The following is a 17,590-nucleotide window of genomic DNA, read 5'->3' on the forward strand; positions in this document are numbered from 1 at the left end:
ATTTTTAGTTCGATACTACTATTAAACGCGACGGCGTTTTGGAGGACGACATCCGTTGTGTGGTACCGGAGTTACGTCACGAATTGCAGTTACGTCTAATCCTGTTGCTTGTAAAGAACGGATTGCAGCTTCACGACCAGAACCTGGTCCTTTAACAGTAACCTCAACTGATTTCATGCCATTTTCCATTGAGCCTTTAGCAGCTGCTTCAGCAGCCATTTGAGCAGCAAATGGAGTTGATTTTTTAGAACCTCTAAATCCTAATGATCCTGCAGAAGACCATGAAATAGCATTTCCATGAACATCAGTGATCATAATGATTGTATTGTTAAATGTTGAACGGATGTGAGCCACTCCGTGTTCAATATTCTTTTTCGCTCTTTTTTTACGAGAACGTGCGGGTCTATTTGCTTTAGCCATACGTAGATTGACCTCCTAACTTTAGGTAATTATTTTTTCTTCCCAGCGATTGCCACTGCTTTTCCTTTACGAGTACGAGCATTGTTTTTTGTGTTTTGACCACGAACTGGCAAACCACGACGGTGACGAATACCACGGTATGAACCGATTTCGATCAAACGTTTAATATTTTGGTTTACTTCACGACGAAGATCACCTTCAATTTTAAGTTTGTCTACTTCAGCACGAATTGCATCTAATTGATCATTAGTCAATTCACGTACACGAGTTTCTTCAGGTACACCTGCAGCTTCTAAAATGCTTTTAGAAGTTGTTTTTCCAATACCATAAATATACGTTAATGAAATTACCACATGTTTATCACGTGGAATATCTACTCCTGCTACACGAGCCATTTATGAGCACCTCCTCTTTTATTAACCTTGACGTTGCTTATGTTTAGGATTCTCGCAGATAACCATTACACGGCCGTTACGACGAATCACTTTACATTTGTCACACATTTTTTTGACTGATGGTCTTACTTTCATGAACTTTCCCTCCTTGGTTTTACGGAGTCTTAAGTTATTTGAATCGATACGTAATGCGTCCACGAGTTAAATCATATGGAGACATTTCAACTGTTACTTTATCTCCAGGTAGAATACGGATATAGTTCATACGAATTTTACCCGATACATGTGCCAGAATTTCGTGACCATTCTCAAGTTCAACTTTGAAGCTTGCATTTGGCAGGGTTTCTAGTACTTTTCCTTCAATCTCAATAACATCGTCTTTTGCCACGTTGAGTTTCCTCCTTCGATGACTCTCTTTTGTACGCATGAAATTGTGAGGGCAGACTGCTCCCACATTTTCTTTATAAATTTAATTATTATATTAACCGTCATGTTAACACGACGCTCGAAATATTATACCACGCAAAGTTTGTTGATGCAAGATATTTTTAAACTTTGATGATTATTTCAAAATATTTCTGATATCTTCAAATACTGAGTCTGGATCTTGTTCTCCGTTGATTTCTTTTACGATTCCTGTTTCTTCATAATATGCAGCAAGCTCTTCTGTCTGTGCTTCATTTACGTCGATACGTTTTTCAACAGTCTCTGGTTTATCATCTTCACGCTGATAAAAATCATGACCGCCACATACATCACATGTTCCTTCCACTTTTGGTGGATTAAACAATTTATGATATGTTGCACCACAAGTGGCACAGATAAAACGACCGGTTAGACGTTCCATTAAGATATCTTTGTTGACTTTGATGTACAACACAGCATCTAACGAACGACCAGAACTGCTAAGTGCTTCTTTCAAAGCATTCGCTTGATTCAACGTACGAGGGTATCCATCTAATAAGAATCCGTTTTGAGCATCAGGCTCTGCCAAACGCTCTTTTACGATTCCATTGGTTACTTCGTCAGGTACGAGATTCCCAGCATCCATATAGCTTTTAGCTTCCTTGCCCAGAGGTGTGCCGTTCTTCATTGCCGCACGGAACATATCGCCTGTTGATATATGAGGTATACCATAAGTTTCTGCAATACGTGCAGCTTGAGTCCCTTTACCCGCTCCTGGAAGTCCTAAAAGAAAAAGATTCATTCTGTTTCCTCCTTGACTGTTCCTAATTTTCAATGTCTTAGGAAAAAAAGATCGATTTACCCAACAATGGATATTTATATCTCTGGGGCAAATCGTCTATTTTCGTACAAAGGATAAAATTCAATCACTTTATCTCTGGATAAATCCTTGATAGCTTTTTTTACTTAGTAATCCTTCAAGTTGTCTCATTGAATCAAGTGCTACACCGACTACGATCAGTAGACTTGTACCACCTAAAGAAAGTGAACCCGGAAGATCCCAAAGCGCAGAAGCTATTATAGGTAAGATAGAAATGATCCCTAAATATATCGCTCCAACAGTACTTAATCGAATCAGCATGTATCCTAGATATTCTTCAGTCGCTTTCCCAGGACGAATACTTGGGATATAACCGTTTTGTTTCTGCAGATTTTCTGCCGCTTTCTCAGGGTTAACCTGAATGAAGGCATAGAAATAAGCGAAAACTACAATAAGGAATAAATAAAATACTGCACCCGTTGGTTCCTGTAAGTTAAAAATATTATTTAAAACTTGGTACCAGCCGGCATTTTGATTGTTTTGAGCAAAGTACCCAAGAATAATCTGAGGAGTCATTAAAAATGAGCTCGCAAAGATAACTGGGATAACACCTGCTGAGTTGACTTTAAGTGGTAAAAACGCACCCTCTTTAGATGCATTGGCACGTTTGGAATAACGTACAGGTATATTTCGTTTAGCATTTTCCATATAAGTGACAAAGATTACTAATATAATCATCGCAACGACAATTCCAATAGTAAACAGTATACTTGTAACAATTTCATCTCCAGCATTTCGGATCTGAACATTATAGAATTCAGTTATATCCTGTGGAAGACGGGCAACGATACCAGAAAAGATTATCAGTGAAATTCCGTTACCGAAACCATGCACTGTAATCATTTCCCCTAACCACATTACAAGCATCGTACCTGCTGTCAGCATCACTGCAATCATCAGATAAGTTGTTGGTCCAGGATTTCTCACAAGATCCAACTCAGATAATGCATTGAAGCCATAAGAGATTCCGATTGCCTGGAAAAATGCTAATACGATCGTTAGATAACGAGTTGCCTGATTAAGCTTCTTCCGTCCAACTTCTCCTTGTTCTGCCCATTCTTTGAACTTAGGAAGGACATCCATTTGTAGAAGTTGAATAACGATGGAAGCTGTGATATATGGCGAAACACCAAGAGCAAATACAGAATATTGGTTCAATGCTCCACCACCGAATGTATCTAACAGATTAAATAAACCTGTTGTCGATAATTCGTCAAGTGCTTGGGCGTTAACGCCTGGTACAGTTATATGTGTACCAAGACGAAAAACAATTAAAATTCCAAGAGTGAACATCACTCGTGTTCTGACGTCTTTTTCTTTAACAGCACCTTTAATCAGCTCAATCATAAACTAGATCACCTCTACTGATCCACCGGCAGCTTCGATCGCTTCTTTAGCTGCAGCAGAAATCTTATGTGCTTTAACTGTAAGCTTGCGATCAACGCTTCCCTTCGCCAATACTTTCACACCGGATTTTTTGTTTTTAACAACACCTGTTTCAACTAATAATTCTGGAGTTACTTCTGTATCTGCTTCGAAACGATTTAATGCATCTAAATTCACGATTGCATATTCTTTACGTGTATAGTTAGTAAAACCACGTTTTGGTAAAGTTTGGAATAATGGAGTTTGTCCACCTTCAAAACCTAGACGAGTTCCGCCTCCTGAACGTGCTTTTTGTCCTTTTTGACCACGACCTGATGTTTTACCATTACCAGAAGACGAACCACGTCCAACACGGTTACGTGTTTTACGAGAACCTTCTGCAGGTTTTAATTCATGAAGTTTCATAAATCTTGGCACCTCCTTTAGTTAAACTCTAGACTTACTAAACTTCTTTTACGTCAATTAAATGAGCGATTTTTTTGATTGCGCCTCTGACTGCATCATTATCAGGTCTCACAACAGAAGAGTTTGTTTTTCTAAGACCTAAAGATTTAACTACTAGATGTTGGTTTTGAGGACGACCAATTAAACTACGCTTTAAAGTAATTTCTAGATTTGCCATTGTGTCATCCCTCCTTATCCAAGTAATTCTTCTACAGATTTTCCGCGAAGTTTTGCAACTTCTTCAGCGCGTTTCAATTTTGTAATACCATCGATAGTTGCACGAACCATGTTGATTGGTGAACTAGATCCAACTGATTTAGAAGAAACATCTTGTACTCCAGCTAATTCTAGTACGGCACGAACAGGTCCACCAGCAGAAATTCCAGAACCGGCAACGGCTGGTTTCATGATAATGTTACCACCGCCATGGCGTCCGATAATTTCGTGAGGAATTGTTGTTCCTACCATTGGTACTTTAACAAGGTTAGTTTTAGCTGCTTCAATCGCTTTACGGATTGCTTCAGGAACTTCCTGTGCTTTACCAGTACCAAATCCTACATGTCCGTTTTTGTCTCCAACGACTACTAGTGCTGCGAAACGTAGACGACGTCCACCTTTAACAACTTTAGTAACACGGTTGATTTCAACTACGCGATCTTCAATGTCTAATTTTGCTGCATCAATATGAGTTGTCATGTACCTTAACTCCTCCTTTACTCTAGAATGTTAGTCCGTTTTCGCGAGCTGCGTCAGCTAATGCTTTCACACGCCCGTGATATTGATATCCACCACGATCAAATACTACTTCTGTAACATTTTTTTCGCTTGCACGTTTAGCAACTAGTTCGCCAACAGCTGCAGCTTTCTCAACTTTAGAGTTACCTGAAACATCAGTATCTAAGGTAGATGCACTTGCGAGCGTTACACCCTCTACATCATCAATTACTTGAGCGTAGATGTTTTTATTAGAACGGAATACGTTCAAACGTGGGCGCTCTGCAGTACCAGAAAGATTTCTACGGACACGTTTATGTCTTTTTTGACGTAATTTGTTTTTATCTGGTTTTGTAATCACAATTGTCACCTCTTTATATTTTATTACTCATTCAAGCCTGAGTATAGCTTAACTAGGCAATCGACGCAAAAGTAAGTCGAACAGTTTATTTCTGAGATCAACTACTTGATTCAGGAATAGAGAGAAATCATCAATTTTGAATACTGAGGTCATGTAATTTACATGTTCTAAGTTCAATTTTAATAATTTCAATATCAGGTTCGACTTTGTTGCACGATTATTTACCTGTTTTACCTTCTTTACGGCGAATATGTTCACCTTGGTAACGAATTCCTTTACCTTTATATGGCTCAGGAGGACGAACACCTCTAATGTTAGCAGCTAATGCGCCAACTTTTTCTTTGCTCGCACCTTTAACAATAACAGAAGTGTTTGACGGTACTTCTACTGTCAATCCTTCGATTTCATCAAATTCAACTTGGTGAGAAAGACCAACGTTTAATACTAATTTGTTACCTTGTTTTTGGGCACGGTAACCAACACCGATCAATTCAAGTGTTTTCTGGAATCCTTCAGTTACACCTTCAACCATGTTATTCACGACAGCGCGTGTAGTTCCATGAATTGTACGGCTAGCTTTTGATTCATCAGGTCTTGTAAAAGTCATTACGTTATCTTCAATGTTTACTTTAATTACTGGACTTAATGTACGAGTTAATTCGCCATTTTTTCCTTTAACTGTGATCTCTGTTCCATTAAGGTTGACTTCAACGCCTTCTGGAATAGTGATAGGTTTATTTCCGATACGACTCAATGTACGGCACCTCCTTCATTTCTTATGTTAATTACCAAACGTACGCGAGGACTTCTCCTCCGATATTTTTAGAACGAGCGATTTTATCAGTAACAACGCCTTCTGAAGTAGAAACAAGCGCGATTCCTAAACCGTTTAATACTTTTGGCATTTCTTCTGCTTTTGCATAGACACGCAATCCTGGTTTTGAAATACGTTTCAAGCCAGTAATAACGCGTTCGTCATTTTGACCGTATTTCAAGAAAATGCGGACGATTCCTTGTTTGTCATCTTCCACGAATTCGATATCTTTTACGAATCCTTCATTTTTCAAGATTTGGGCCATACCTTTTTTTAAATTTGAAGCAGGAATTTCTACTTTCGTATGACGAGCGTTATTAGCGTTACGTACACGAGTCAAGAAATCTGCGATAGGATCTGTCATGACCATTCGTTGTATCCTCCTTTATGGCAAGTTTTCTTATTTTACCAGCTTGCTTTTTTCAAGCCTGGAATTTGCCCTTTATAAGCTAGCTCACGCAAGCAAATACGGCATAATTTAAATTGTTGATATACTGAATGTGGGCGTCCACAACGTTCACAGCGAGTATACTCTTGAGTTGAAAACTTGGCCGGTTTTTTGTTTTTTTCAATCATTGATTTTTTAGCCATTTCTGAATTTTCCCTCCTATTAAGGTGTCAAGGTTATTTTTGGAACGGCATTCCCAATTGTCCAAGTAATTCACGAGCTTCTTCATCTGTATTAGCTGTTGTTACAATAACGATATCCATACCGCGGACTTTATCTACATCATCGTAATCAATTTCAGGGAAGATCAGTTGCTCTTTAACACCTAACGTATAGTTGCCGCGTCCGTCAAAAGCATTTTTGCTGACTCCACGGAAATCACGTACACGAGGTAGTGAAACAGTTACTAATTTGTCCAAGAAATCATACATACGGTCTCCACGAAGAGTTACTTTAGTACCGATTGGCATACCTTCACGTAAACGGAAGCTAGCGATAGATTTTTTAGCACGAGTGACAATTGGTTTTTGTCCCGAAATTAATGTTAATTCTTCTACTGCTTTATCTAGATTTTTAGTGTTTGATACAGCATCACCAACACCAATATTTAAGACGATTTTGTCTACTTTTGGTGATTGCATAACTGAACTGTACTCAAATTTTTCTACTAATGATGGTTGTACATCATTTAGATATTTATCTTTAAGGCGTGTCATTTATGAATGCCCTCCTTTCCTACTATATTAAAGTGTTTCGCCAGATTTCTTAGCGTAACGAACTTTTTTACCATCTTCTACTTTATATCCTACTCTTGTAGGTTCATCTGTTTTAGGATCAATTAATTGAACATTAGATACGTGAATAGGCGCTTCAGTTTCAACTATTCCGCCTTCTTGTCCCATACCAGTAGGACGGGTATGTTTTTTCATGATATTGATACCTTCAACGACAACTTTGCTTTGCTTTGGTAAAGCTTTTAAGACAGTACCTTGTTTCCCTTTATCTTTACCAGCTAAAACTTTAACTTTGTCTCCTGATTTTACAAACATTTTCTAGCGCACCTCCTTATGACATTTGTCGGAATTAAAGAACTTCCGGAGCTAACGAAACAATTCTCATAAAGTCATTCTCACGCAATTCACGAGCAACTGGTCCGAAGATACGTGTTCCACGTGGTGCTTTGTCTTCACGAATAATAACACAAGCATTTTCGTCAAATTTAATATATGAACCGTCTGGACGACGAGCTCCTGATTTAGTACGTACGATTACCGCACGAACAACTTCACCTTTTTTAACAACGCCGCCTGGTGTTGCATGTTTAACAGTAACAACCACTTCATCACCGATGTTAGCAGTCTTGGCACCTGATCCGCCTAATACTTTGATTACAAGTACTTCACGCGCACCAGAGTTGTCAGCGACTTTCATTCGACTTTCTGTTTGAATCACGTTAGGATCCTCCTTTCAAACTCACGAAGAATCTATTCTTCGTTGTTTAGCCCATTAGGCTTAAAATGCATTTTCTTATTATAAAATTACTGATTCTTCAACCACTTCAAGCAAACGGAATCGTTTGTCTTTAGATAATGGACGAGTTTCCATGATTCTAACCACGTCGCCTGCTTTAGCTACGTTGTTTTCGTCATGAGCTTTGAATTTTGTTGAGTACTTCATACGTTTTTGGTATTTACGATGTTGTTTTTGAGTAGCGATTTCTACAACGATTGTTTTGTCCATTTTGTCAGAAACAACACGTCCTTGATACACTTTACGTTCGTTACGTTCAGCCATTTTCCAGCCTCCTTTGAATACAGATCAGGCACGATTATTTAACTAATTCAGCTTGACGCAAAACCGTTTTAACACGTGCGATATTTTTACGGACTTCTTTAATGCGCGCAGTATTTTCTAACTGTCCTGTAGCTAACTGAAAGCGCAAGTTAAATAGTTCTTCTTTGTATTCTGCTTCTTTTTCAATCAATTCAGTAGTGGATAAGCCTTTTAATTCATTAGCCTTCATGTGAGTCACCACTTTCTTCACGAGTTACTACCTTAGTTTTAACGGGTAGTTTGTGTGAAGCTAAACGCAATGCTTCGCGAGCTACTTCTTCAGATACGCCACCAATTTCAAACATGATTTTACCACGTTTTACAGGTGCGACCCAGCTCTCAGGAGCTCCTTTACCAGAACCCATACGTACACCAATTGCTTTAGCTGTCACCGGTTTGTGAGGGAAGATCTTAATCCATACTTTCCCACCACGTTTCATGTAACGTGTCATAGCGATACGAGCAGATTCAATCTGACGACTTGTGATCCATACTGAATCAACTGCTTGTAAGCCATATTGACCGTAAGCAATTTCTTTTCCACCTTTCGCTTCGCCTCGCATTTTACCACGGAACTCACGACGGTGTTTTACACGTTTTGGTACTAACATTGATTATTTTCCTCCTTTCTTGTTCTCTGTAATTGCTGGAAGAACTTCTCCTTTGTAGATCCATACTTTAACGCCGATTTTACCATAAGTTGTATTTGCTTCTTCATTAGCAAAATCGATATCAGCACGAATTGTGTGCAATGGAACTGTTCCTTCAGAAAAACTTTCGTTACGGGCCATATCTGCTCCGTTCAAACGACCTGATACCATTGTACGAATTCCTTTAGCTCCTGAACGCATTGTGCGTTGGATTGCTTGCTTTTGTGCACGACGGAATGAAATACGGTTTTCAAGTTGTTCAGCGATACTTTTAGCTACTAAAGTAGCGTCAAGATCTGGTCTTTTAATTTCAACAATGTTGACGTGGACACGTTTGCCAGTCATGTTGTTTAGTTTGTTTCTTAAAGTGTCAACTTCTGATCCACCTTTACCAATAACCATTCCTGGTTTAGCAGTGTGAATAGATAAGTTGATTCTATTAGCAGCACGTTCAATTTCAACACGTGAAACTGAAGCAGTACTTAGTTTTTCTGCAATGTATTCGCGAACTGCGATATCTTCAAGCAAAGTGTCTGCAAAATCTTTTTCAGCATACCATTTAGCGTCCCAATCACGGATGACACCAACACGCATACCATTAGGGTTTACTTTTTGTCCCACAGATTACCCCTCCTTCTTCTCTGATACCACTACAGTAATGTGGCTTGTACGTTTGTTGATTCTTGAAGCTGCACCTTTTGCACGCGGACGGAATCTTTTTAAAGTAGCTCCTTCGTTTACATAGGCTTCGCTTACGTATAATTCTTCAATATCCATATCATAGTTATGTTCAGCATTCGCAATTGCTGACATTAAAACTTTTTCTACCTCTTCAGATGCTCCTCTGTTAGTGAAGCGAAGGATAGAAATAGCTTCTGCAGCACTTTTTCCTCGGATAGTATCGACTACTAATCTAGCTTTACGAGGAGCAATACGAACTGTACGCGCAGTTGCTTTTGCTGCTGTTACTGTTTCTGCCATGGAAATTTCCTCCCTTCGCTATTAACGTTTACCGGTTGTGCGGTCATCTTTACCGTGTCCACGGTATGTTCTTGTTGGTGCAAATTCACCTAGTTTGTGACCAACCATGTCTTCTTGAACATAAACTGGTACATGTTTTCTTCCATCATATACGGCAATGGTGTGACCTACAAAGTTCGGGAAAATCGTTGAGCGACGTGACCATGTTTTGATAACACGTTTGTTGTCTTCACCAAGTTCACGAACTTTTTTCATCAAATGAGCATCGACGAAAGGTCCTTTTTTCAAACTACGGCTCATGTATTGCCCTCCTTCCAGGATATATCCTGAGATTTCTACATTTATTTTTTATTATTTGCTTTTACGACGACGAATGATAAGTTTATCTGAACGATTTTTACCATTACGAGTTTTCTTACCAAGAGTAGGTTTACCCCATGGAGTCATTGGACTTGGACGTCCGATTGGAGCTCTACCTTCACCACCACCGTGTGGGTGATCGTTCGGGTTCATAACAGATCCACGTACTGAAGGGCGTTTGCCTTTCCAGCGGTTACGTCCTGCTTTACCAACATTGATCAGTTCATGTTGTTCATTTCCTACAGCACCAATAGTGGCACGACAGCTAGCTAAAATCAGACGGCTTTCTCCTGATCTCAAACGTACTAATACGTACTTGCCTTCTTTACCAAGAATTTGTGCAGAAGTACCAGCAGAACGAGCTAATTGTCCACCTTTACCAGGTTTCATCTCGATGTTGTGGATAGTTGAACCAACAGGAATGCTGCTCAATGGTAATGCATTACCAATTTTGATATCTACATCTGTACCCGACATGATGTCTTGTCCTACTTCAATACCTTTAGGAGATAAAATGTAAGCTTTAACACCATCTTCATATTGAATCAATGAAATATTTGCTGAGCGGTTTGGATCATACTCAACTGTTTTTACAATACCGCGAACGCCATCTTTTTGACGTTTGAAATCAATAATACGGTATTTTTGCTTGTGGCCTCCGCCTTGATGACGGACTGTGATTCTACCTTTATTGTTACGTCCAGCACGTTTTGGGCTTGGAGCCAACAAACTTTTTTCTGGTTTGTCAGTAGTGATTTCAGCGAAATCTGACCCAGTCATGTTACGACGTCCGTTTGTGGTAGGTTTGTACTTTTTAATCGCCACGCAATTCCCCTCCTTGTAATAATCAATTGACTAATTTTCAATTAGTCGGTAGTCACTTGTCTTAAAGTGATCTTTTTATTCGTCTTCTTCTCCGAATAGAGTAATATCGTTAGATTCAGGTGTTAAAGTAACGATTGCTTTACGGCGTTTTTTAGTATATCCCATGTAACGACCCATACGTTTTGGTTTACGAGCAGTGTTAAGGATATTAACTTTTTTCACTTTAACATCGAAGATTTCTTCGATTGCTTGTTTTACTGTAGTTTTTTTAGCGCGAACATCTACTTCGAATGTATATTTTTTTGCATCCATAGCATTCATAGAAGCTTCAGTGATGATCGGGCGTAAAATTACGTCACGTGCATTCATTATTGAAGTGCCTCCTCTACTTTTTCCAGAGCAGCCTTCGTTATGATGAGGTTGTCATGAGCAACTACGTCCAGTACAGATACATTGTTAGGTGCAACAATTTTCACGCCTGGAAGGTTGCGAGCTGACAGCGCTGCAAAGTCATTGTCATTTTCTAAGACAACTAAGACTTTTTTATTCACGTCTAAGTTAGTTAGAACAGCTCTGAACTCTTTAGTTTTTGGTGCGTCGAAGTTCAAACCTTCAACAACGATCAATTCTTTATCTAATACTTTAGAAGAAAGTACTGATCTGATTGCTAAACGACGAACTTTTTTGGGTAATTTATAGCTGTATGAACGTGGTGTTGGTCCGAAGACTACTCCACCTCCACGCCATTGTGGTGAACGGATTGATCCTTGACGAGCACGACCCGTACCTTTTTGACGCCACGGTTTACGTCCACCGCCTCGTACTGCACTACGGTTTTTAACCGCGTGTGTTCCTTGTCTTAAAGAAGCGCGTTGCATGGTAATTGCATCAAATACGACACTTTCGTTTGGTTCGATACCAAAGACTGCATCATTTAATGTTACTTCACCATTTTGCGTTCCATCTTGTTTATATAACGCTACAGTTGGCATTCTGCTTGTCCTCCCTTCCTAATCTATTACTTGTTACCTGCTTTTAATGCAGATTGAATTTGAATAAGTGATTTCTTAGATCCTGGTACATTTCCTTTAATCAATAATACGTTGCGATCAGTATCGACACGTACAATTTCAAGGTTTTGTACAGTTACTGTATCTCCACCCATACGACCTGCTAATTTCTTACCAGGGAATACACGTGATGGATCAGATGCGCCACCCATTGAACCAGGACGACGGTGATAACGAGATCCGTGAGTTTCTGGCCCACGAGATTGTCCATGGCGTTTAATAACACCCTGGAATCCTTTACCTTTTGAAGTCCCTGTAACATCCACAATGTCGCCTTCTGCGAATGTTGCTACTGTAATTTCGTTTCCAACTTCGACATCTCCAAGCTCAGCATCTCGTAATTCTTTAATGAAGCGCTTAGGAGTCGTGTTAGCTTTTTTAACATGACCTTGTGCCGGTTTGTTTGATAAAACTTCGCGTTTGTCATCGAATCCTAATTGAACTGCGTTGTAACCGTCAGTTTCAACAGTTTTAACTTGCAAAACTACGTTAGGAACAGCTTCGATTACTGTTACAGGAACTAATTCTCCTGATTCGCTAAAGATTTGAGTCATTCCGACTTTTTTTCCTAAGATTCCTTTGGTCATGAGTACACCTCCGTTATATGATTTTTTATAGTATTATAATTTAATTTCGATATCCACACCTGATGGTAAGTCTAGCTTAGTTAAAGCATCAACTGTTTTAGGCGTTGGATTCACAATGTCGATAAGACGTTTGTGTGTACGCATTTCAAACTGTTCACGTGAATCTTTGTATTTATGTGGTGAACGAATGATTGTGTATAGTTTACGTTCTGTAGGTAACGGGATCGGACCTGAAACTGTTGCCCCAGTTCTTTTTGCCGTTTCTACGATTTTGTCAGCTGATTGATCAAGCACACGGTGTTCATATGCTTTCAAACGAATACGAATCTTTTGTTTTGCCATGTTTTTCCCTCCTTCGCTTATTTAAGAAATAAACCTAGCTCCACGAAAATTTAACCAACTCACCCACCATGGCAATGCACCCGGGTGTGTCGCAACCTCTCGCTTCAACGCCTTGGATCTGAAGTTATTACTCCTCTTTAAGTACATTTTATTGAACGCACACAAAGAAAAAGCCCCTCGCAGACACTTTTACAAGTATACATACAATCATATTAAATTTCAAGTGTTTTCCAGTTTATTTTACAAAAAAAGTGAATTATTTTTGATTTCTTTCTATTTTATTCTAAATCCGTTAAATACTTGTTATATCAGCTTTCACTGACACTCTTCTAGTAGGTATAAATCGTGTTCCTTCTATATTAATAGTTACTATTTCAATTTTCGCAAAGCATAGAAAATTCAAAACTTTTCATTCAATTTATCACTATAAAAAGCAATCGCCTTTTTATAGTTTATGATATCAGCATCTACTGTTGTTTCAGTCAAACATGTGAGTATTATTTTCATAGCTGTACTATACTCTTTCATATTATATAAAGTCATTGAATAAAACACTTGTATCGCTTTATTGTCAGGAAATAAATCTTTCCCCTTTTGCAATATATTTTTCGACTTCTCATATTCACCTAGTGCTCTGTATGTACTCCCTAGACCTAAAAAAGCTTCCTCTAAATCGTTTCCCGTTAATCCTAATCTAATCGCACGTTCATAAAAGACGGCTGCTTCTTTTTCTTCGCCTAGCACATCACAACATGCATATTGTTAATTAATAATTATCATGATAATTATTAATTAATTTAGAAAACATTTTATTTGATTCTTTCAAGTTTCCGTTTTTTCTTAATTTAATTGTCATATTTATTTTACTATTCATTACTTTCATCTCCATTCAGATAATGCTGTCATTAGATACAATAGAATTGCTCATTACATAATAAAAATTCTTTTCATAGTATTTATTTATAGTCAGCATTCTTTATCTACCTCTATACTAATTCCCCTTTGTTGCTGCTTACTTAAACATGTTATACAATATACCGTATCCAAATGCTGAAATGAATATAAATAAAAAAGCGCAACTTTAAGATTTACTCAAAGTTGCGCTTTTACTAATTAATTAGGCTTTTTCAATTAATAGAATAAAATTATTCTATAACTTTAGTTACAACGCCCGCTCCAACAGTACGGCCACCTTCACGGATAGTGAATTTAGTTCCGTCTTCAACAGCGATTGGTGCAATCAAGCTAACAGTCATTGTAGTGTTGTCTCCAGGCATAACCATTTCAGTACCTTCGTTCAATTCTACGATACCTGTTACGTCCGTTGTACGGAAAAAGAATTGTGGACGGTAGTTTGAGAAGAACGGAGTATGACGTCCACCCTCTTCTTTAGAAAGAACATATACTTCTGCATCAAATTTAGTATGCGGAGTAATTGAACCTGGTTTAGCTAGAACTTGTCCACGTTCAACATCCTCACGTGACATACCACGTAAAAGTGCTCCAATGTTATCTCCCGCTTCAGCGTAATCTAACAATTTACGGAACATTTCTACACCAGTAACAGTTGTTTTAGCAGTATCTTTGATACCGATAACTTCAACTTCGTCTCCAACTGATACTTGACCAGTTTCAACACGACCAGTTGCAACAGTACCACGACCAGTGATTGAGAATACATCCTCAACTGGCATCATGAATGGTTTGTCTGAACTACGTTCTGGAGCTGGAATGTAGGTATCTACAGCTTCCATTAAATCAAGAATTTTTTGTTCGTATTCTTCGTCACCTTCTAAGGCTTTTAAAGCTGATCCAGCAACTACAGGAATATCGTCGCCTGGGAAGTCATATTCTGACAATAAGTCACGAACTTCCATTTCAACTAATTCTAGTAATTCTTCGTCATCAACCATATCAACTTTGTTTAAGAAAACAACGATGTATGGAACACCAACTTGACGAGAAAGTAAGATGTGCTCACGAGTTTGAGGCATTGGGCCATCAGCAGCAGAAACTACTAAGATAGCTCCGTCCATTTGAGCAGCTCCAGTGATCATGTTTTTAACGTAGTCAGCATGTCCCGGGCAGTCAACGTGTGCATAGTGACGAGTATCAGTTTCGTACTCAACGTGAGAAGTAGAGATTGTGATTCCACGTTCTTTTTCTTCTGCAGCGCCATCGATGCTGTCGTATGCTTGTGCTTCTGCATATCCTTTTTTAGATAATACAGTAGTGATAGCAGCAGTTAAAGTTGTTTTACCGTGGTCAACGTGTCCGATTGTACCAATGTTCATGTGTTGTTTTGAACGATCAAATTTTTGTTTAGCCATTTTAAACATTTCCTCCTTAGATTGTGTTCATTTATTCAGAATGAAAACTCAGTTTCCATCCCATTATATCTCATATAATTATACCGAGTAAACGGTGAATAATCAATTAATTTAAGCGAAAGCTCAGAAAGATTATTCTGAGTCAGATCCGCCATTTTTCTTGATGATTTCTTCAGCAATACTCTTAGGCACTTTATCATAATGATCAAATTGCATTGAGAATGTACCACGACCTTGAGTTGCAGAACGTAGTGTAGTTGCGTAACCAAACATTTCTGCCAAAGGAATCATACCTCTAACGATCATTGTGTTACCACGTTGTTCAGAACCTTCGATATTTCCACGTCGAGCAGAAATGTGACCCATGATATCACCCATGTAGTCTTCAGGAACTGTAACATCTACAGCCATGATTGGCTCAAGAATCACTGCACCAGCTTTTTTAGCTGCATTTTTCAATGCAAGAGAAGCTGCTACTTTAAATGCCGTTTCATTGGAATCGACATCGTGATAAGATCCATCATAAAGTTTAGCTTTAACGTCCACTAATGGATATCCAGCTAATACTCCGTTAGCTAGAGAAGCTTCTAATCCAGCTTTAACCGCCGGGATGTATTCACGAGGAACAACCCCACCAACGATAGCATCTTCAAATTCGAAACCTGCTCCTTCTTCGTTTGGTGTAAATTCAACCCATACGTGACCGTATTGACCTTTACCACCAGACTGACGAACAAATTTACCTTCTGATTGTACTTGTTTAGTGAATGTTTCACGGTAAGATACTTGAGGAGCACCTACATTAGCTTCAACTTTGAATTCGCGTTTCATACGATCAACGATGATGTCCAAGTGTAACTCACCCATACCAGAGATTAGAGTTTCACCAGTTTCCTGATCTGTTTCAGCACGGAAAGTTGGATCTTCTTCTGCTAATTTCTGTAATGCAATACCCATTTTATCTTGATCTGCTTTTGATTTAGGTTCAATCGCAACTTGGATAACAGGTTCAGGGAATTCCATTGATTCAAGAATAACCGGGCTATCAAGATCACATAGTGTGTCTCCAGTAGTTGTATCTTTCAATCCAACTGCTGCTGCGATATCTCCAGAAAATACTTCAGGAATTTCTTGACGTGAGTTTGCATGCATCTGCAAAATACGACCTACACGTTCACGTGAGTCTTTTGTTGCATTCAAGATGTACGATCCAGACTCAAGAGTACCAGAATATACACGGAAGAATGTCAAGCGACCTACATAAGGGTCAGTCATAACTTTAAATGCTAATGCTGAGAAAGGTTTGTCATCGCCAGCAGTACGTTCGATAATTTCTTCCGGATCTCTTTGAGCGTGTCCTTGGATTGCAGGAACGTCAAGTGGAGATGGAAGATAATCAACTACGGCATCTAAAAGCAATTGTACACCTTTGTTTTTGAAAGCTGATCCAACTAAAACAGGGTAAAATTCAACACTAAGTGTTGCTTTACGGATTCCTTCTTTTAGTTGTTCTTGAGAAATTTCTTCTCCTTCAAGATATTGCATCATTAGATCTTCATCCATTTCAGCAACAGCTTCAACGAGTTTATCATGCCACTCTTCAGCTAATTCTTGGTAGTCAGCTGGAATTTCTTCTTCAGAAATTTCAGTTCCCAAGTCATTACCATACATGAAAGCTTTCATTTTAACCAAGTCAATGATTCCACTAAAGTCATCTTCAGCTCCAATTGGTAATTGGATCGGATGAGCATTTGCTTGAAGGCGATCGTGTAATGAATGATTAGCGTCTAAGAAGTTAGCACCTAGTTTATCTTGTTTATTTACGAATACGATACGAGGAACACCATAAGTTGTAGCTTGACGCCAAACTGTTTCAGTTTGAGGTTCAACACCAGATTGTGCATCCAGGACAGCTACCGCTCCATCTAGTACACGTAATGAACGCTCTACCTCAACGGTAAAGTCCACGTGTCCAGGTGTATCGATGATGTTTACACGGTGATTATTCCACTGAGCAGTTGTTGCTGCAGAGGTAATTGTAATCCCACGTTCTTGTTCCTGTTCCATCCAGTCCATTTGAGAAGCACCTTCATGTGTTTCACCAATTTTGTGGATACGTCCAGTATAATAAAGAATACGCTCAGTAGTAGTAGTCTTACCCGCATCGATATGCGCCATAATCCCAATATTACGCGTTTTTTCTAGAGGGAATTTTCTTTTAGCCACTTGTTCTCTACACCTCTCTTTGATTGTTTCTATCCATACTTATGCATAAAGATTAGAACTATTCAATAATAGTACAAAAGAATGAATCAGGAAGCATCGTTTCTTTATAAACAAAGAAA

The 17,590-nt window shown here is 38.8% G+C and carries 30 protein-coding genes; all 30 read right to left on the reverse strand.

The features are described from left to right. Positions 1-21 precede the first annotated feature (21 nt). A complete protein-coding gene (rpsK, locus tag BKP56_RS01720; protein ID WP_072693453.1) occupies positions 22-420 on the reverse strand; it encodes a 30S ribosomal protein S11 in 399 nt (132 codons plus the stop codon). A 29-nt stretch (positions 421-449) separates the two neighbouring features. Continuing rightward, positions 450-815: a 30S ribosomal protein S13 gene (rpsM, locus tag BKP56_RS01725; protein ID WP_072693454.1), complete on the reverse strand. Its 366-nt coding sequence runs from the start codon at positions 813-815 to the stop codon at positions 450-452. 21 nt (positions 816-836) lie between these two features. Next, positions 837-950, reverse strand: coding sequence for a 50S ribosomal protein L36 (gene rpmJ, locus BKP56_RS01730; protein ID WP_034299928.1), 114 nt, complete (start codon positions 948-950; stop codon positions 837-839). Between the two features lie 34 nt (positions 951-984). Next, positions 985-1,203, reverse strand: coding sequence for a translation initiation factor IF-1 (gene infA, locus BKP56_RS01735; RefSeq protein ID WP_072693455.1), 219 nt, complete (start codon positions 1,201-1,203; stop codon positions 985-987). Positions 1,204-1,377: 174 nt separating this feature from the next. Continuing rightward, positions 1,378-2,022: an adenylate kinase gene (locus BKP56_RS01740; protein ID WP_072693456.1), complete on the reverse strand. Its 645-nt coding sequence runs from the start codon at positions 2,020-2,022 to the stop codon at positions 1,378-1,380. 129 nt (positions 2,023-2,151) lie between these two features. Then, positions 2,152-3,447 carry a preprotein translocase subunit SecY gene (gene secY / locus BKP56_RS01745; protein ID WP_072693457.1) on the reverse strand — a complete coding sequence of 432 codons (1,296 nt, stop codon included), beginning with the start codon at positions 3,445-3,447 and terminating at the stop codon, positions 2,152-2,154. Positions 3,448-3,450: 3 nt separating this feature from the next. Then, positions 3,451-3,891 carry a 50S ribosomal protein L15 gene (gene rplO, locus BKP56_RS01750; protein WP_072693458.1) on the reverse strand — a complete coding sequence of 147 codons (441 nt, stop codon included), beginning with the start codon at positions 3,889-3,891 and terminating at the stop codon, positions 3,451-3,453. 37 nt (positions 3,892-3,928) lie between these two features. After that, on the reverse strand, positions 3,929-4,108 hold the full coding sequence (gene rpmD, locus BKP56_RS01755; RefSeq protein ID WP_072693459.1) for a 50S ribosomal protein L30: 180 nt from the start codon (positions 4,106-4,108) through the stop codon (positions 3,929-3,931). A 14-nt stretch (positions 4,109-4,122) separates the two neighbouring features. Beyond that, the gene (rpsE, locus tag BKP56_RS01760; protein ID WP_072693460.1) at positions 4,123-4,626 is read right to left on the reverse strand and encodes a 30S ribosomal protein S5; all 504 of its coding nucleotides are present in this window, start codon (positions 4,624-4,626) and stop codon (positions 4,123-4,125) included. Positions 4,627-4,648: 22 nt separating this feature from the next. Beyond that, positions 4,649-5,014, reverse strand: a complete 366-nt coding sequence (gene rplR, locus BKP56_RS01765; protein WP_072693461.1) for a 50S ribosomal protein L18 — start codon at positions 5,012-5,014, stop codon at positions 4,649-4,651. A 208-nt stretch (positions 5,015-5,222) separates the two neighbouring features. Then, on the reverse strand, positions 5,223-5,759 hold the full coding sequence (rplF, locus tag BKP56_RS01770; RefSeq protein WP_072693462.1) for a 50S ribosomal protein L6: 537 nt from the start codon (positions 5,757-5,759) through the stop codon (positions 5,223-5,225). A gap of 31 nt (positions 5,760-5,790) precedes the next feature. Next, entirely contained in the window at positions 5,791-6,189 is a 399-nt protein-coding gene (gene rpsH / locus BKP56_RS01775) for a 30S ribosomal protein S8 (RefSeq protein WP_072693463.1), read from the reverse strand. A gap of 35 nt (positions 6,190-6,224) precedes the next feature. After that, positions 6,225-6,410: a type Z 30S ribosomal protein S14 gene (locus tag BKP56_RS01780; protein ID WP_072693464.1), complete on the reverse strand. Its 186-nt coding sequence runs from the start codon at positions 6,408-6,410 to the stop codon at positions 6,225-6,227. 33 nt (positions 6,411-6,443) lie between these two features. Beyond that, positions 6,444-6,983 (reverse strand): 50S ribosomal protein L5, encoded by a 540-nt coding sequence (gene rplE, locus BKP56_RS01785; protein WP_072693465.1) that lies wholly within the window; start codon positions 6,981-6,983, stop codon positions 6,444-6,446. Positions 6,984-7,010: 27 nt separating this feature from the next. Continuing rightward, the gene (rplX, locus tag BKP56_RS01790; RefSeq protein ID WP_072693466.1) at positions 7,011-7,316 is read right to left on the reverse strand and encodes a 50S ribosomal protein L24; all 306 of its coding nucleotides are present in this window, start codon (positions 7,314-7,316) and stop codon (positions 7,011-7,013) included. 34 nt (positions 7,317-7,350) lie between these two features. Then, positions 7,351-7,719 (reverse strand): 50S ribosomal protein L14, encoded by a 369-nt coding sequence (gene rplN / locus BKP56_RS01795; protein ID WP_072693467.1) that lies wholly within the window; start codon positions 7,717-7,719, stop codon positions 7,351-7,353. 78 nt (positions 7,720-7,797) lie between these two features. Next, the gene (gene rpsQ / locus BKP56_RS01800) at positions 7,798-8,061 is read right to left on the reverse strand and encodes a 30S ribosomal protein S17 (protein WP_072693468.1); all 264 of its coding nucleotides are present in this window, start codon (positions 8,059-8,061) and stop codon (positions 7,798-7,800) included. Between the two features lie 34 nt (positions 8,062-8,095). Continuing rightward, positions 8,096-8,290 (reverse strand): 50S ribosomal protein L29, encoded by a 195-nt coding sequence (gene rpmC, locus BKP56_RS01805; RefSeq protein ID WP_072693469.1) that lies wholly within the window; start codon positions 8,288-8,290, stop codon positions 8,096-8,098. Next, positions 8,280-8,711, reverse strand: coding sequence for a 50S ribosomal protein L16 (gene rplP, locus BKP56_RS01810; RefSeq protein ID WP_072693470.1), 432 nt, complete (start codon positions 8,709-8,711; stop codon positions 8,280-8,282). The genes rpmC and rplP overlap by 11 nt, the downstream gene beginning before the upstream one ends. A gap of 3 nt (positions 8,712-8,714) precedes the next feature. Further along, positions 8,715-9,371: a 30S ribosomal protein S3 gene (gene rpsC, locus BKP56_RS01815; RefSeq protein WP_072693471.1), complete on the reverse strand. Its 657-nt coding sequence runs from the start codon at positions 9,369-9,371 to the stop codon at positions 8,715-8,717. 3 nt (positions 9,372-9,374) lie between these two features. Next, on the reverse strand, positions 9,375-9,731 hold the full coding sequence (gene rplV / locus BKP56_RS01820; RefSeq protein WP_072693472.1) for a 50S ribosomal protein L22: 357 nt from the start codon (positions 9,729-9,731) through the stop codon (positions 9,375-9,377). Between the two features lie 21 nt (positions 9,732-9,752). Then, positions 9,753-10,031 (reverse strand): 30S ribosomal protein S19, encoded by a 279-nt coding sequence (gene rpsS / locus BKP56_RS01825; RefSeq protein WP_072693473.1) that lies wholly within the window; start codon positions 10,029-10,031, stop codon positions 9,753-9,755. A gap of 51 nt (positions 10,032-10,082) precedes the next feature. Continuing rightward, complete coding sequence (gene rplB / locus BKP56_RS01830) at positions 10,083-10,916, reverse strand: 50S ribosomal protein L2 (protein WP_072693474.1); 834 nt, start codon at positions 10,914-10,916, stop codon at positions 10,083-10,085. Positions 10,917-10,991: 75 nt separating this feature from the next. Continuing rightward, entirely contained in the window at positions 10,992-11,285 is a 294-nt protein-coding gene (gene rplW, locus BKP56_RS01835; protein WP_072693475.1) for a 50S ribosomal protein L23, read from the reverse strand. Continuing rightward, positions 11,285-11,908 carry a 50S ribosomal protein L4 gene (gene rplD / locus BKP56_RS01840; protein WP_072693476.1) on the reverse strand — a complete coding sequence of 208 codons (624 nt, stop codon included), beginning with the start codon at positions 11,906-11,908 and terminating at the stop codon, positions 11,285-11,287. The genes rplW and rplD overlap by 1 nt, the downstream gene beginning before the upstream one ends. 26 nt (positions 11,909-11,934) lie before the next feature. Then, positions 11,935-12,573: a 50S ribosomal protein L3 gene (gene rplC / locus BKP56_RS01845; protein ID WP_072693477.1), complete on the reverse strand. Its 639-nt coding sequence runs from the start codon at positions 12,571-12,573 to the stop codon at positions 11,935-11,937. Between the two features lie 33 nt (positions 12,574-12,606). After that, positions 12,607-12,915, reverse strand: coding sequence for a 30S ribosomal protein S10 (gene rpsJ, locus BKP56_RS01850; protein ID WP_072693478.1), 309 nt, complete (start codon positions 12,913-12,915; stop codon positions 12,607-12,609). A 399-nt stretch (positions 12,916-13,314) separates the two neighbouring features. Then, positions 13,315-13,659, reverse strand: coding sequence for a tetratricopeptide repeat protein (locus BKP56_RS01855; protein WP_198033970.1), 345 nt, complete (start codon positions 13,657-13,659; stop codon positions 13,315-13,317). 401 nt (positions 13,660-14,060) lie between these two features. Beyond that, on the reverse strand, positions 14,061-15,245 hold the full coding sequence (gene tuf / locus BKP56_RS01860) for an elongation factor Tu (RefSeq protein WP_072693479.1): 1,185 nt from the start codon (positions 15,243-15,245) through the stop codon (positions 14,061-14,063). A 132-nt stretch (positions 15,246-15,377) separates the two neighbouring features. Then, positions 15,378-17,471: an elongation factor G gene (gene fusA / locus BKP56_RS01865; RefSeq protein WP_072693480.1), complete on the reverse strand. Its 2,094-nt coding sequence runs from the start codon at positions 17,469-17,471 to the stop codon at positions 15,378-15,380. Between the last annotated feature and the right edge of the window lie 119 nt (positions 17,472-17,590).

The sequence above is a fragment of the Marinilactibacillus sp. 15R genome (assembly GCF_001895285.1).
GTDB lineage: Bacteria > Bacillota > Bacilli > Lactobacillales > Carnobacteriaceae_A > Marinilactibacillus > Marinilactibacillus piezotolerans.

Bases quoted from the DNA above. Each gene is read 5' to 3' on its own strand.
- rplV (WP_072693472.1), bottom strand. From the start codon at position 9,731: ATGGCAGAAACAGTAACAGCAGCAAAAGCAACTGCGCGTACAGTTCGT.
- rpsK (WP_072693453.1), bottom strand. From the start codon at position 420: ATGGCTAAAGCAAATAGACCCGCACGTTCTCGTAAAAAAAGAGCGAAA.
- rplO (WP_072693458.1), bottom strand. From the start codon at position 3,891: ATGAAACTTCATGAATTAAAACCTGCAGAAGGTTCTCGTAAAACACGT.
- rplE (WP_072693465.1), bottom strand. From the start codon at position 6,983: ATGACACGCCTTAAAGATAAATATCTAAATGATGTACAACCATCATTA.
- rpsQ (WP_072693468.1), bottom strand. From the start codon at position 8,061: ATGGCTGAACGTAACGAACGTAAAGTGTATCAAGGACGTGTTGTTTCT.
- rplP (WP_072693470.1), bottom strand. From the start codon at position 8,711: ATGTTAGTACCAAAACGTGTAAAACACCGTCGTGAGTTCCGTGGTAAA.
- secY (WP_072693457.1), bottom strand. From the start codon at position 3,447: ATGATTGAGCTGATTAAAGGTGCTGTTAAAGAAAAAGACGTCAGAACA.
- BKP56_RS01740 (WP_072693456.1), bottom strand. From the start codon at position 2,022: ATGAATCTTTTTCTTTTAGGACTTCCAGGAGCGGGTAAAGGGACTCAA.
- BKP56_RS01780 (WP_072693464.1), bottom strand. From the start codon at position 6,410: ATGGCTAAAAAATCAATGATTGAAAAAAACAAAAAACCGGCCAAGTTT.
- rpsJ (WP_072693478.1), bottom strand. From the start codon at position 12,915: ATGGCAAAACAAAAGATTCGTATTCGTTTGAAAGCATATGAACACCGT.
- rpmD (WP_072693459.1), bottom strand. From the start codon at position 4,108: ATGGCAAATCTAGAAATTACTTTAAAGCGTAGTTTAATTGGTCGTCCT.
- rpsE (WP_072693460.1), bottom strand. From the start codon at position 4,626: ATGACAACTCATATTGATGCAGCAAAATTAGACATTGAAGATCGCGTA.
- rpmC (WP_072693469.1), bottom strand. From the start codon at position 8,290: ATGAAGGCTAATGAATTAAAAGGCTTATCCACTACTGAATTGATTGAA.
- rplC (WP_072693477.1), bottom strand. From the start codon at position 12,573: ATGACCAAAGGAATCTTAGGAAAAAAAGTCGGAATGACTCAAATCTTT.
- rpsS (WP_072693473.1), bottom strand. From the start codon at position 10,031: ATGAGCCGTAGTTTGAAAAAAGGACCTTTCGTCGATGCTCATTTGATG.
- rplD (WP_072693476.1), bottom strand. From the start codon at position 11,908: ATGCCAACTGTAGCGTTATATAAACAAGATGGAACGCAAAATGGTGAA.
- tuf (WP_072693479.1), bottom strand. From the start codon at position 15,245: ATGGCTAAACAAAAATTTGATCGTTCAAAACAACACATGAACATTGGT.
- rplX (WP_072693466.1), bottom strand. From the start codon at position 7,316: ATGTTTGTAAAATCAGGAGACAAAGTTAAAGTTTTAGCTGGTAAAGAT.
- rpmJ (WP_034299928.1), bottom strand. From the start codon at position 950: ATGAAAGTAAGACCATCAGTCAAAAAAATGTGTGACAAATGTAAAGTG.
- rplW (WP_072693475.1), bottom strand. From the start codon at position 11,285: ATGAATGCACGTGACGTAATTTTACGCCCGATCATCACTGAAGCTTCT.
- rpsM (WP_072693454.1), bottom strand. From the start codon at position 815: ATGGCTCGTGTAGCAGGAGTAGATATTCCACGTGATAAACATGTGGTA.
- rpsH (WP_072693463.1), bottom strand. From the start codon at position 6,189: ATGGTCATGACAGATCCTATCGCAGATTTCTTGACTCGTGTACGTAAC.